The sequence below is a fragment of the Sedimenticola selenatireducens DSM 17993 genome (genome assembly GCF_000428045.1).
GTDB lineage: Bacteria > Pseudomonadota > Gammaproteobacteria > Chromatiales > Chromatiaceae > Sedimenticola > Sedimenticola selenatireducens.
On record NZ_ATZE01000016.1, the window covers coordinates 17,291 to 30,687 of the forward strand.

A 13,397-nucleotide genomic window follows, 5' to 3' on the forward strand; every position below is an offset into this window, starting at 1 on the left:
ATCAGATACCCCCCCTGCTCTCTGGATCAAAATCGCTTTTAATATCCTTGACTATCTCCGGGGGTAACTCTTCCGTTTCATCCTCACCTAGATAGGCACGTATAACATTGGGATCAGAACGGACATAGAGTGACGTGCCGTCAGATATCTTGCTGCCATAGTCCAGTACGATTACATGGTCAGATATTTCCATCACCACACTCATATCATGTTCAATCAATAGCAGTCCAATACCATGTTCATCCTTGATGTAATTTAATAGGTTATTGAGTCCGCCCGATTCCTTTGGATTCAGACCCGCTGCCGGTTCATCCAGACAGAGTATGGTCGGTTTGATGCACATCGCCCTGGCGATCTCCAGCCGTCGCTGATCGCCATAAGGGAGATTGCCGGCATTGATATCGGCCAACCGGGTCAGCCCTACCCTATCCAACCAGTAACGGGCCAGGTCGGTCGCTTCCTTCTCCTTGTTACGATAAGCACGAAAACCAAACAGGCCGGTAACGGTAAAACCGGACGCCTTCATCAACTCGTTGTGCTGGGCGACGATCAGGTTCTCCAGCACCGACATTTCAGAGAATAGCCGAATATTCTGAAAAGTCCTGGCCACGTGCGCCCGCTGGGCGATGCGAAAACCATCCATTCGTTCCAACAGAAACGCTTCTCCACGGGCGCGCAGAGTTAATCTGCCAACAGTCGGTGTGTAGAAACCGGTGATACAGTTGAACAACGTGGTTTTGCCTGCACCGTTTGGACCGATAATCGCGGTAATCTCGCCTTCACCAGCGGCAAACGAGACGTCATCAATGGCGAGCAGTCCGCCAAATCGCATGGTGAGATGCTCAACAGTGAGCAGTGGCGCGGCACCGCTGGGTATAACGAGTTCAGGTGGAATGGATGAAACCCTGTTCATTTCCCCTCCCCTTCAGTTACTGCCTTGATCGCTTCAGGGGGTGGTCCCTTGTCTGGATGCAATTTAATAGTGGGTTCCCGATGCGCCAGCAATCCACGCGGTTTCCACACCATAATGGCCACCATCAGTCCACCAAAGGCCAGCATGCGATACTCCTCAAGACCACGGAACAACTCCGTTCCACCGATCAATAAAACCGCCGCAATCGCCACGCCGACCTGAGAACCCATGCCACCCAGAACCACAATGGCCAGAATCACCGCCGATTCAATAAAAGTGAAACTCTCCGGGCTGATAAAGGCCTGCCGGGTGGCAAAGAAGGAACCGGCAAAGCCTGCAAACATGGCGCCCAGGGCAAAAGCGGTCAATTTGGTATTGGTCGGATTGATACCCAGCGAGCGACAGGCAATCTCATCTTCCCGCAACGCCTCCCAGGCACGCCCGACCGGCATCTTGCGAATGCGCAGGGTAAAGAAGTTGGTGATCAATGCCAGTATCAGAATAAGATAATAAAGGAAAATAAGTCGGTGCATGGAGGAGTAATCGAGATCAAAGAACTGATGAAAAGTCTGGGTTCCCTCCACTGCAGTACGTTTGAACTCCAGGCCGAAGAAACTGGGGCGCGGAATACCGGAGATGCCATCGGGGCCATTGGTAAATTTATACCAGTTAAGCAGAATTATCCTAATAATCTCGCCAAAGCCCAGGGTGACAATGGCCAGATAATCACCCCGCAGGCGCAGCACCGGAAAACCGAGCAACACACCGAAACTGGCAGCACAGAGTCCGGCCAACGGCAGACAGACCCAGAACGACAGATCGAAATAGAAGGCAAACAGGGCATAAGAGTAAGCGCCCACGGCATAGAACGCCACGTAGCCGAGATCCAGTAAGCCCGCAAGTCCCACCACGATATTGAGCCCCCAGCCCAACATCACGTAGATCAACACATAGGTGGCGATATCGATCACATAACGATCGGCAAAGGGCATCAGCGGCAGCACCAGGGCAAAGGCGATAAACACCGGACCACCGATAGTGGAGAAGCGTTTAATGATGGTGGCAGCCCGATCTTCCTCTTCTTTACGATCGCGACTGACCGGCCCCTTGGAGGCCTTCCACTCACGCCTGAAAGCGAACAGCAAGCGTCCGGCGAACACCGATATCACTGCAACGGCGACCAGTGGCCAGCGTGTCGTGATGCCAAGCCCCGTGGTGGTATCTACCGTGCGCAGTCCAAGCATGACTATGGTCAGCCCCAAGGCCACCAGGGCGGCGATGGCGGATTCCTTCAACAGCCCAGCGATATCAATACCACGCGGATTATTATTGGATTCAATCATCATGATTACACCTTCTCGATTTCCGGCTTACCCAACAAACCGGTCGGTCTGAATATCAGCACCAGTACCAGAATCGCGAAGGCCGCCACATCCTTATACTCAATCGAGAAATAGGCCGACCAGTAGGTTTCAATCAAGCCGATCAACAGGCCACCCAGCATGGCGCCCGGCAGTGAACCAATTCCGCCAAGCACCGCAGCGGTAAACGCCTTTATCCCGGCCAGGAAACCGATATAGAAATCAATCACACCGTAGTAGAGAACAAACATCATGCCGGCTACTGCCGCCAGCGCGGCTCCCATGACAAAGGTCAGGGAGATAGTCCGGTCCACATTGATCCCGAGCAGTGCCGACATGGTTCGGTCCTGTTCACAGCCGCGTTGTGCCCGACCCAATGAGGTACGGGCAATCAGCAGTGCAAAACCTGTCATCAATGCAATGGTGAGCAGAACAATCACAATTTGCAGATAACTCACTGTGATAGGAAAGTCGCTACCCTCCAGAAAGGTGAAACCACCGGAAATCACCGGGGGCATGGGTCGAACCCGAGCCCCTTGCAACAGTTGCACATAGTTCTGCAGGAAGATCGACATGCCGATGGCGGAGATCAGCGGTGCCAGCCGGAATGAGCCGCGCAGCGGCCGGTAGGCCAGCCGTTCAACCGTCCAGCCATAAACCGAGGCGATAAGCATGGAGACCAGCAGCACCACCAGGAGCGCCAGGGGAATCCAGGTGATGCCGATAATGCCGAGAACCAGGAAAGCGATCAACGATAGAAACGCGCCAATCATAAAGACATCGCCATGGGCGAAATTGATCATACCGATAATGCCGTAGACCATGGTGTAGCCAATCGCGATCAGCCCATAAATCGAGCCGAGGGTAACGCCGTTGATTAACTGCTGGATAAAATATTCCATGAGCTCCTCACGCTTATATTATTTTCATCGTGCAGCTGTGAAACAACCGAACAACAATCGCTCACGCTGCACGTCTTTGGTGGCTTTAGACCATGCGCTACTCCATTGTTTTATAGTTATTAATGACAACAATAACAACTGTCATCCGCTCCCGGCCGTCCGTGGCCTCCGCGGTATAACTCGATCCATGGACAAATCCGCTGCCGGCCATCCGTGGCCTTCGCCGTATAACTCCATCCATGGACATATCCGCTCCCGGCCGTCCGTGGCCTTCGCGGTATAACTCCATCCATGGACATATCCGCTCCCGGCCATCCCGGACCCTGGTGGTGTAGCCCCTGCACCCGGATCAGCGGATCACGCTATTCTCAAGTGACAACAGCGTGGCATTGCCACCGATGGCCGTGGTATTTGTTGTCCGTGTTCTTTCCGTGGCAAACCGCAGCAGGTAGTGTGGACCACCCGCTTTGGGTCCGGTGCCCGACAGACCGAGGCCGCCAAACGGCTGTACTCCCACCACCGCGCCAATCTGGTTCCTGTTAATGTAGACATTTCCCACCCGTACCCTGGTGTCGATATAGCGACTGGTGGTTTCATTGCGCGAGTGTATTCCCAGGGTGAGACCATATCCCGAGTTGTTGATCTGTAGAATCACATCATCCAGCCGGGAGGCCTTAAAACGAATCACATGTAAAACAGGGCCGAAGTGCTCTTTACTGAGCTGATCCATGTGCTGGATCTCAAACGCCACCGGTGCCACAAAGCAGCCCGCCTCGGCATTCAGCGGCAGCGGAGTCTCGGCAATCAGGGTGGCCTGCTCGCGCATTTCGGCAATGTGCCGCTGCAGCGTGCGGCGCGCCTCCTCATCGATCACCGGCCCCACATCGGTATCCAGCTCGCAGGGGTCACCCACCTTCAGTTCAGCCATTGCCCCCTTGAGCAGTGCCAGTATGCGCTCCGCCACATCGTCCTGGAGAAACAGTACCCGTAGCGCGGAACAGCGTTGCCCGGCGCTGGCGAAAGCGGAGGAGATCACATCCTTGATCACCTGCTCCGGCAGGGCCGTGCTGTCCACGACCATGGCATTCTGGCCACCGGTCTCGGCCACCAGTGTGGCGACTGGACCGTTGCGCATGGCCAGTGAGCGATTGATCAGCCGGGCCGTCTCGGTAGAGCCGGTAAAGGCCACGCCGGCAATGCGTTCATCGGCCGTGAGCAGCGGCCCGATACGGCTGCCCTCCCCCGGCAACAAGTGCAACACGCTATCCGGAATACCGGCCTGGTGAAACAGCTCCACGGCTCGGGCGGCGATCAGGCTGGTCTGTTCCGCCGGTTTCGCAATCACACTGTTGCCGGCCGCCAGGGCCGCCATCACCTGGCCGGTAAAGATGGCCAGCGGAAAATTCCAGGGGCTGATACAGACAAACAGCCCCCGGCCCTGCAGATAGAGTTCATTGGCTTCGCCGGTCGGACCGTCCAGCAATTGCGCCGAATCAAAGTGCAGTCGCGCCTGCCAGGCATAATAGCGGCAGAAATCCACCGCTTCCCGCACCTCGTCAATAGCATCCTGGATGGTCTTGCCGGCCTCCAGGTGGCAGAGCGCTATCAGCTCCGCCCGATGCTCCTCCAGCAGATCGGCCGCCCGTTCAAGGGCAACCGACCGCTTGGCCACCGGCGTAGCGTTCCAGCCGGCGAATGCCTCGCAGGCTACGGCAATTGCCTGCCCGACGGTCTGTTCATCCGTCTGAATCAGACTGCCCACATGAATCACCCGATCATGTGGAGCATGAACCTGCACGACCTCACCGGACTCGATCCGTTTGCCCTTGATCAGCGGCGCGGCATGCCAGGACTGGCGGAAGAATGCCTGTACCTCGCGCTGCAGCGGCAGCCATTGATCAGCCACATTAATGTTGACTCCGCAGGAGTTAATGCGCCCTTTTCCATAGATATCCGGGGGCAACGGAATACGCTCATTGGACAGGGAACTGTACTGGCAGAGCTTGGTCAGCGGATGCTCGATCAGGGACTCCACCGGGGTTTTTTGGTCGATCAGCCTATGCACGAAAGAGGAGTTGGCGCCGTTTTCCAGCAGCCGGCGTACCAGATAAGGCAGCAGGTCCTTGTGGCTGCCGACCGGTGCATAGATCCGGACACGGCTTGCATAGCGCTCGATAACGGCCTCATAGAGGGCGTCACCCATGCCGTGCAGGCGCTGAAATTCATACTGATCATGGGTTGCCATGCTGACGACACTGGCCACCGTGTGGGCATTATGGCTGGCGAACTGAGGATAGATCAGACCTTTCAGCTGATCACTCAACAGGAAGCTTGCACAGGCCAGATAGGAGACATCGGTCGCCTCCTTGCGGGTAAATACCGGGTAACTTTCCAGACCCAGCTGCTGGGCATGTTTAATCTCGCTGTCCCAGTAGGCACCTTTCGCCAGGCGTAACGGGATCAGGTCGCCCTGTTTACCGGCCAGCGCCGCCAGCCAGAAGAGCACCGGCAGCGCCCGTTTTTGATAGGCCTGGACCACCAGGCCCAGATTGCCCCAACCACGGCTGATCTGATCCCGGTAGAGCCGTTCAAACAGCTTCAGCGACAACTCCAGCCGGTCGGCCTCTTCCGCATCAATGGTGATTCCCACATCCAGTTCCCGGGCCAGTTTGATTAGCGCCAGCATCCGGTCACCCAGTTCGCTAATCACCCGCCGCTCCTGCTGCTGTTCGTAGCGTGGATGCAGGGCGGAAAGTTTGATCGATACAGTGGAACGGAAGGAAGTGTCCGAAGGGAAGGTATCGCTGCCTATGGCCTTGATAGCGCCGCTGTAGGCTTCAAAGTAGTGCTCGGCATCCCGGTCGGTAAGCGCCGCCTCCCCGAGCATATCGTAGGAGTAGCTATAACCAGCCTCACGCTGCTTACGACTGTTGGCCAGCGCCTCGGTGATGGTACGGCCCAGCACAAACTGCCTGCCCATGATCTTCATCGCCTGGTGCATCGCCTGCCGCACCACCGGCTCACTCAGCCGGTTGACCAGCCGATTGATCACACTGGCCGGCTCATCCTCAATCCCGGCATCCAGGGTGATCACCTTGCCGGTCAGCAGCAGTCCCCAGGTTGATGCGTTCACCAACAGCGACTTGCTCTGCTTCAGGTGTTGTTTCCAGTCCGCGATACCCAGCTTGTCCTTGATCAGGGCATCGGCGGTGGCGCTGTCCGGAATACGCATCAGCGACTCGGCCAGGCACATCAACAACACCCCTTCCCGGGTATCCAGGCTGTACTCCAACAGCAAGGCATCGATCATGTGCATGGCATCATCCCGCGCCCGCACCGCCCTGACCAGCTCGGCACTCTCGCGGGTGGTCTTCTTCAGCAATTCGGGCGTGGGTCTGGCAAGGGGGATCAGCGTCTCCAGCAGACTTGATTCATCCACGCAATACATGGCGCTGATGCGAGATTTGAGCAGATCAGGGTCTTGCTGAATTGTGGCAATATTTAAGGCAGCACTGGCATCAAATAGGGGCGTCACAGCACTTGGCTCCTTTGGGTGGACCCGCAGACTCACCTGAGTAAAGCGGCCGGTTACCTCTATAAAACTGTAGCATGCAATTATTCCAGTGTTATCTATGCTCCAGACTAACGACAAGCATGGCGTACTGCTGACAAAATGCCACGACCTTTTATTTGATTCTTACGCCTGATCGCCGAAGAAGACGAAGAACCGGCGAAAATGGTTACAAAATAATCTGTCTTCTCCATATCCGGCATTCTTGAAGAGACAGAAACCGGAGCCACCGGCTGCGAAACCGAATCGGCATCAGGTTCTAAAGAATGGCTGCATCCAGACACTTCATTCGACCTGGAGGTTTCATAGAAACAATGCTCAATACCCGGTTGCTGCAGTGCAACCCTGCAGTTAAGCTGGCAGTCCATATTTCAGGCAACTTATTGCCCCGTATGCGCTGCACACCTCGGGCTGCAGGCCGAACGCAGGTTTTGCCACATCACGGTTGGCGTACAAATAATCCTGCGGGAACGATAATCAGGTAAATCCATGCAATCTGAACAAGTAATCACCGAACGGGGAACGGGCACACCACTGGTCCTGCTGCACAGTTCCCTGAGTAGCAAGACACAATGGAGCAAGCTGAGCGAGCAACTGATCACCGGATACCGGATTATCGCGATCGACCTGTATGGCTATGGCGAGAGTGAATTTCCCGACTCTCCCAATCAGTTCAGCCTCGCCAAAGAAGCAGCTCGGATAGCGCGGATTATCAGGCAATACCTGGGCAATGAGCGATTCCATCTGATCGGACACTCCTATGGTGGCGCCACCGCACTGCGACTGGCCCACGAAAATCCATCCCGCATCCTTTCTCTTGGACTGTACGAGCCGGTAGCCTTTTTCCTGCTTGACCAGAGCGAGCCGGCTTACCGGATCATGCAGCAGGTGGAACAGCAGATAGCGTCGAACCTTGCTAAGGGTGATATACCTACCGCCACCGCCCACTTTATCGACTTCTGGAGCGGCCAGGGCACCTACCAGGGACTCCCGGTGGAGAAACAGCGTATGCTGGATCGTTACATCAACAAAGTGTTGCTCGATTTTCAGGCCGTGCTGCGGGAGACCCTCAGGGCCGAAGATTACCGGAATCTGGCACTGCCTGTCTGCCTGCTGCGCAGTCAGGAAAGCCCGTTACCGACCCGTCGTGTAGCCGAAGTACTGGAACATACCCTGCCCCGACTGGAGGCCCACTTGGTCCCGGGAGGTCACTTGGCGCCGATCACAAACGCCGATGAGGTCAACCCTTACTGGGTAAACTTCCTGCGATATCTTCGTGAGCCGGCAGGACCGGAAGAGGATGAGCGAGCTAAGCTATTATTGTGACATTGCGCAAAAAGTTTGAAATCAGTCCGCTTGAAACGACAACGTCCAGCGTGATGGAACGGCTGCCCCGGATCGAAGTGGACCATAGTCTGATAACCCATTCCGGAAGCAACGACTGAGTGCCACCAGCTACCGGAAACCCACTACGCCGTATTGCAAGGAGAAGATAATGAGCGAAACCCAATTTCGCGCCCTGGTTATTGAAGAGGCTGAACCGAAGAAATATGTCTGCGGTATCAAGACCCGTTCCGTCGACCAACTGCCGGCTGGCGAAGTGCTGGTTAAAGTGCACTACTCGGCCCTGAACTATAAGGACGCCCTCTCTTCCATCGGCAACAAGGGAGTGACCCGTAACTATCCTCACACCCCGGGTATCGATGCCGCCGGTATCGTCGCCGCCAGCGAACATAGCGATTTTGCGGTGGGCGACGAGGTGATCGTCACCAGCTACGACCTGGGCATGAATACCGATGGCGCCCTGGCCGAGTACATCCGCGTACCTGCTGCCTGGGTGATCAAGCGGCCGCAGAACCTGAGCCTGAAAGAGGCCATGATGTTCGGCACCGCAGGCCTGACCGCTGGACTGATGATGGATGCCCTGGTGCGCAACGGTGTCACTGCCAATCATGGCCCGATACTGGTCACCGGCGCCACGGGCGGGGTGGGAAGCCTGGCGGTGGCGATGCTGGCCAAGGCCGGATTTTCGGTCACTGCGGTCACCGGCAAGGCGGATGCCGCTGACTTTCTTAAGTCCCTCGGGGCCAGCGAAGTGGTCGGTCGGGATGCGATTATCGAGACCGAACGCCCGATGCTGAAGGAGCAGTGGGCCGGCGTCATCGATGTCGTGGGCGGTGACATGCTCGCCAGTGCCATCAAGGCGACCCGCTACGGGGGCATTGTCACCTGCGCCGGGCTGGTGGGTTCTCCGGAACTAAACACCACGGTCTTTCCTTTCATCCTGCGCGGGGTTTCACTGATCGGCATCGACTCGGCCGAGTGCTTCATGGCGCCTCGCATGACCGCCTGGAATCGCATGGCCAGTGAATGGAAACCCGACTGCCTGAAACAACTGACCACCGAGATCACTCTGGATGAGGTGGCGGATCGACTGAAGGCGATACTCCAGGGCAAGGCCCACGGCCACTACCTGGTCAAGATAGCCTGACGCCCACCGATCAGGGATAATGGCCGCCCGCGGCAACGCCGCGAGTGGCCATTTTTATTCCAGACCATAGACCACCACCATGAAAACTGACTCAGAAAAGGACCGGGTCTACTCGGACCCCAGAGAACAGGTTGGCGAATTCGTATTCGATCAACAGGTAGCACGGGTTTTCCCCGACATGATAGGACGCTCCGTGCCGGGCTATGACAGCGTGATCAATCTCAGCAGTGTACTGGCGGCCCAGTATGTGCAACCGGCGAGTCTCTGTTATGACCTGGGTTGTTCACTGGGCGCCACCTCGCAGGCAATCCAGCGCGGCATCCGGGTACCGGGTTGTCGCATTATTGCGGTGGACAACTCACCGGCCATGCTGGAGCAGGCGGTGAAGCGGTTGCCGGCGACCACTGACGCCACACCCATCGACTTTGTCTGCGCAGACATTGCGCAGATGGAATTTAAAAACGCCTCCATGGTAACACTCAACTTCACCCTGCAGTTCATTCCGCTTGAACAGCGGACCGCTCTGTTACAACGCATCCAGGCAGGTCTGCGACCGGGCGGCATCCTGATCCTCTCGGAAAAGATCCGCTTTGACGACCCGGTGGAGGAGCAGTTGCAGATCGAGATGCACCACGCCTTCAAACGGGCCAACGGCTATAACGACCTGGAGATCAGCCAGAAACGCAGTGCCCTGGAAAATGTATTGATTCCGGAGAGTCTGGAGCAACACCAGACCCGGCTTGAGCAGGCCGGCTTCCAGCGCGCCGACCTCTGGTTCCAGTGTTTTAACTTCGTCTCTCTGGTAGCGCGAAAAGGATGATCGACTATCAGGCACTCTATCCGTTGATGCAGTCCTACGGACTGGATGGGTGGGCGGAACGGCTACCGGGGCAGTTGGAGCAAATTTTCAAGCAGCGCCCCCATGGCGATCTGGATCGCTGGCTTTCAGCCATTGAGCAACTGCCGGCGCTGCAGCCTGGAGAGGTAACTCTGGATCAGTCACGCGTTTCCGCCGCCGGAACCCGTCCCCTGACGGAATCGGAACATAAGACGATCTATGCACTGCTCCAGCAACTGCACCCCTGGCGCAAGGGGCCGTACCAGCTCCACGGAATCCATATCGATACCGAGTGGCGCTCGGACTGGAAGTGGGACCGGCTAATCCCCCACATCAGCCCACTTCGGGGAAGAAGCGTGCTGGACATCGGCTGCGGCAACGGCTATCACTGCTGGCGCATGGCCGGCGAAGGTGCGGGACTGGTCATCGGCATCGACTCGACCCAGCTGTTTCTGGCCCAGTTCCTCGCCATCCGTCATTTTCTGGGAGCTCACTGGCCGGTTCATCTGCTGCCGCTCGGCATCGAGGATCTCCCCCCCGATCTGCGCGCCTTCGACACGGTATTCTCCATGGGGGTGCTCTATCACCGGCGCTCCCCCATCGATCACCTCTATGAGTTGAAGGCGGCATTGCGGCCCGGGGGCGAACTGATCCTGGAGACCCTGGTGATCGAAGGCGAACAGGGCCAGGTACTGGTGCCGGAGAGCCGTTACGCCAAGATGCGCAATGTCTGGTTTATCCCCACCCCGGATACGCTTTCGGGCTGGCTGGAACGTTGCGGATTCCGGGATGTGCGGGTAGTGGATGTAACCCAGACCACCACCCAGGAGCAGCGCGCAACCGACTGGATGCGCTTTGAATCCCTGGCCGACTACCTTGACCCGGCGGACAACAGCCGCACCATAGAAGGGCATCCGGCGCCGCTACGGGCCACCCTGCTGGCCACCGCGACATAATCCAATTATTCAGTCCGCACCCTGGTGTTGGGGTCTTCCCTCACCCCATCCCACGGGCTATTCAGGCCGTAGGGTGGATAAGCCCGGAGGGCGCATCCACCAAACACCATTGACTGGTGGATGCGCTTCGCTTATCCACCCTACGGTGTTTGGTGGCCACCGCGACATAATCCAATTATGCAGCCGCCATTTCCGGGGGCTACTTGCCGCCCGCCGCCATTTTCAGCGATGCCTCGATCGCATCCGGCGCATCGGATATCTTCATAAAGGTAGACATGGTCAGATCGGGAAAACTCTGGGCGATGCGAAACTTGCCGTGCAGCATGTAGACCTTGTTGCCGGAAACCAGCAGATCATAGGGCAGATGAGCAGTGTGCCGCATCTCGGCCTGATCGATAATCTGCATCACCGGCGCATCGGCACCAACCCCCTCTTTTACCGCCACATTGAACAGAGACTCTTCCTTGCCGATCACATCGACTCTGGAGATTTTACTCACCCCCCCTTTCCCGGCGGCAAGGCCCGCCTCAACGGCATCCAGCGCAGCCTGATGCGAGTCATAACTGGCCAGTTCCACCTGGTCGTCAAAATAGGGCATGAACATCATGTAGTGATATTCACGCAGATTCTCTGCCGTGCGACCACCTTCCGAGCCAAAGGTTTTCTCCCGGCCCAGGGCCGCCTGCAGACGACTTGACAACGCCTTGAAATCACCGGCCATGCGGTAGACATTGCCCATCCACTGCGGATCGGTATAACTGACCTGCACCACCCCATCCCGTTCTGTCAGGGAAACCCTGATGGCAGCCCCGTAGCCACCCATCGGAGACGCCGAAGCCTGCTTGCGCAAGCTCTCATCGGTAATAATCAGGATATGAGCCCCGGCATAGGGGGCATATTCACCGGCAATAGAAAAACCTGCCTCACCCAATGCCGCCTCGACCGTTTGTAACTTGGCATCCAGTGGGGCCGATACAGTCTCCGCCAGCACAAAGGGCCTGACCCGGTCTGCCTCCTGGGCGACAAGTGAAAGCGTGGTTAAACAGAGTGACAGCAGCACGGCTGCAAGATGGACAGTTCGCATGGTTTCCTCCCAAAGTTGTCATGGACCTTTGTAGCGGTCTCTTTTATCTGCTCACGGGTGAGCAGTACGAATCTAGCAGATCAACCCGAAGAATAACATTCGATCTTTTTATTTTAGTAATAAGTCGCCAACCACAGAAACCCCGGGACGAGCAGGTTTTACGACATCTTCAGAAGCCGGTTGGCTACAGACAACGAGCGAGCAAAAATACGCTGTCCGATAATCCCGGTTTTGCTTTTGTGCCTGATATTGGCCATGCTACAAAAGTGATGAAAAAACCCAACTTCTACAGCAGCCAGGGGTTTGACCGGCTGGATCGGTATCGGGATGATCCGGCATGGCTGGAGAGCATACTCAGCAGCGAAAACAGTCGCCTGCTTCCAGTATGGCGTAATCAACACCTGGTAACCCATCAGCACCGACCGGTCTCTTTTCCCGGCAATCGGGATGGCGGACTGCTGGCGCTGTCCGGTGAACTGATTCTGCTGGGCAGCGACCCTGAAGGCGTCATCTGGCTGGCTCTGGATATCTCCCATCTGGAGCAGCCCGAGAAGATGCTGCCCGGGCGGGAGGCACAGAGTTTTCGCGATCTCCGCATCGTCGGCCCGCTTATTGACCGCCACAGAGGCGCGCTGCTTGCCCATGCCCGGGCAATGACCTACTGGCACCGGCATCACCGATTTTGTGGCGATTGCGGCAGCCCGACGGAATCGACCCGGGCCGGGCATATGCGCATCTGCGGCAACCCGGCCTGCCAGAGGGCACACCATCCCAGGACCGATCCTGCCGTGATCATGCTGATACATGACGGGGATTACTGCCTGCTGGGCAGGCAGCCAAGCTGGCCACCCGGGATGCACTCCACCCTGGCGGGCTTCGTCGAGCCGGGAGAAAGCCTGGAGGATGCGGTAGCACGGGAAGTGAGCGAGGAGGCCGGTATCCGAGTGACCGATATCCGTTACCACTCATCCCAGCCCTGGCCATTCCCTTCATCCATCATGCTCGGTTTCTACGCCAGGGCGGCCAGTACCGATATTCAGGTGGATGGTGTGGAACTGGAGAGCGCCGGCTGGTTTCACCGGGATCAGTTATTGAATTCACCCGAGAATGAGCAGTTCCATCTGCCGAGAAGGGACTCCATCTCCTGGCGTTTGATCGAGACCTGGATGCACTCGGAACAACGGAATTAAGCAGCACAGTGACCTGTTGCATAAGGAATGTTTTTTTGTGGCACGGTGCTATCCGCGAAATTCGCGGCTGAAGCCGCTCCTACCATCCGAA

At 57.0% G+C, this 13,397-nt stretch carries 10 protein-coding genes; 5 read left to right on the forward strand and 5 right to left on the reverse strand.

All coding sequences use genetic code 11. The features are described 5' to 3' along the window. Position 1: 1 nt before the first annotated feature. From A3GO_RS0114205 to putA, 4 genes are all read right to left on the reverse strand, one after another. On the reverse strand, positions 2–913 hold the full coding sequence (locus A3GO_RS0114205) for an ABC transporter ATP-binding protein (protein ID WP_051302350.1): 912 nt from the start codon (positions 911–913) through the stop codon (positions 2–4). Next, entirely contained in the window at positions 910–2,259 is a 1,350-nt protein-coding gene (gene livM, locus A3GO_RS0114210; protein ID WP_029133957.1) for a high-affinity branched-chain amino acid ABC transporter permease LivM, read from the reverse strand. Before livM ends, A3GO_RS0114205 begins: the two co-directional genes overlap by 4 nt. A 2-nt stretch (positions 2,260–2,261) precedes the next feature. Beyond that, positions 2,262–3,176 carry an ABC transporter permease subunit gene (locus A3GO_RS0114215; RefSeq protein ID WP_029133958.1) on the reverse strand — a complete coding sequence of 305 codons (915 nt, stop codon included), beginning with the start codon at positions 3,174–3,176 and terminating at the stop codon, positions 2,262–2,264. 349 nt (positions 3,177–3,525) lie between these two features. Next, positions 3,526–6,711: a bifunctional proline dehydrogenase/L-glutamate gamma-semialdehyde dehydrogenase PutA gene (gene putA / locus A3GO_RS0114220; protein WP_245621743.1), complete on the reverse strand. Its 3,186-nt coding sequence runs from the start codon at positions 6,709–6,711 to the stop codon at positions 3,526–3,528. A 525-nt stretch (positions 6,712–7,236) separates the two neighbouring features. Here putA and A3GO_RS23985 point away from each other — a divergent pair. From A3GO_RS23985 to cmoB, 4 genes are all read left to right on the forward strand, one after another. Further along, positions 7,237–8,073: an alpha/beta fold hydrolase gene (locus A3GO_RS23985; protein ID WP_051302352.1), complete on the forward strand. Its 837-nt coding sequence runs from the start codon at positions 7,237–7,239 to the stop codon at positions 8,071–8,073. Between the two features lie 169 nt (positions 8,074–8,242). Next, positions 8,243–9,238 (forward strand): YhdH/YhfP family quinone oxidoreductase, encoded by a 996-nt coding sequence (locus A3GO_RS0114230; RefSeq protein WP_029133960.1) that lies wholly within the window; start codon positions 8,243–8,245, stop codon positions 9,236–9,238. Between the two features lie 79 nt (positions 9,239–9,317). Continuing rightward, positions 9,318–10,058, forward strand: a complete 741-nt coding sequence (gene cmoA, locus A3GO_RS0114235) for a carboxy-S-adenosyl-L-methionine synthase CmoA (protein WP_029133961.1) — start codon at positions 9,318–9,320, stop codon at positions 10,056–10,058. Next, positions 10,055–11,032, forward strand: coding sequence for a tRNA 5-methoxyuridine(34)/uridine 5-oxyacetic acid(34) synthase CmoB (cmoB, locus tag A3GO_RS0114240; protein ID WP_029133962.1), 978 nt, complete (start codon positions 10,055–10,057; stop codon positions 11,030–11,032). The genes cmoA and cmoB overlap by 4 nt, the downstream gene beginning before the upstream one ends. Positions 11,033–11,231: 199 nt before the next feature. Here cmoB and A3GO_RS0114245 read toward each other — a convergent pair whose 3' ends face one another. Then, positions 11,232–12,116 carry a hypothetical protein gene (locus tag A3GO_RS0114245; RefSeq protein WP_029133963.1) on the reverse strand — a complete coding sequence of 295 codons (885 nt, stop codon included), beginning with the start codon at positions 12,114–12,116 and terminating at the stop codon, positions 11,232–11,234. A 269-nt stretch (positions 12,117–12,385) separates the two neighbouring features. Between A3GO_RS0114245 and nudC the strand changes: the two genes are divergently transcribed. Further along, positions 12,386–13,306, forward strand: coding sequence for an NAD(+) diphosphatase (nudC, locus tag A3GO_RS0114250; RefSeq protein WP_029133964.1), 921 nt, complete (start codon positions 12,386–12,388; stop codon positions 13,304–13,306). Positions 13,307–13,397 lie beyond the last annotated feature (91 nt).

What these genes read in the sequence shown, in the direction of transcription:
- A3GO_RS0114205 (WP_051302350.1), bottom strand. Translation starts at nt 913, where the DNA reads ATGAACAGGGTTTCATCCATTCCACCTGAACTCGTTATACCCAGCGGT.
- livM (WP_029133957.1), bottom strand. Translation starts at nt 2,259, where the DNA reads ATGATGATTGAATCCAATAATAATCCGCGTGGTATTGATATCGCTGGG.
- A3GO_RS0114215 (WP_029133958.1), bottom strand. Translation starts at nt 3,176, where the DNA reads ATGGAATATTTTATCCAGCAGTTAATCAACGGCGTTACCCTCGGCTCG.
- A3GO_RS23985 (WP_051302352.1), top strand. Translation starts at nt 7,237, where the DNA reads ATGCAATCTGAACAAGTAATCACCGAACGGGGAACGGGCACACCACTG.
- A3GO_RS0114230 (WP_029133960.1), top strand. Translation starts at nt 8,243, where the DNA reads ATGAGCGAAACCCAATTTCGCGCCCTGGTTATTGAAGAGGCTGAACCG.
- cmoA (WP_029133961.1), top strand. Translation starts at nt 9,318, where the DNA reads ATGAAAACTGACTCAGAAAAGGACCGGGTCTACTCGGACCCCAGAGAA.
- cmoB (WP_029133962.1), top strand. Translation starts at nt 10,055, where the DNA reads ATGATCGACTATCAGGCACTCTATCCGTTGATGCAGTCCTACGGACTG.
- A3GO_RS0114245 (WP_029133963.1), bottom strand. Translation starts at nt 12,116, where the DNA reads ATGCGAACTGTCCATCTTGCAGCCGTGCTGCTGTCACTCTGTTTAACC.
- nudC (WP_029133964.1), top strand. Translation starts at nt 12,386, where the DNA reads ATGAAAAAACCCAACTTCTACAGCAGCCAGGGGTTTGACCGGCTGGAT.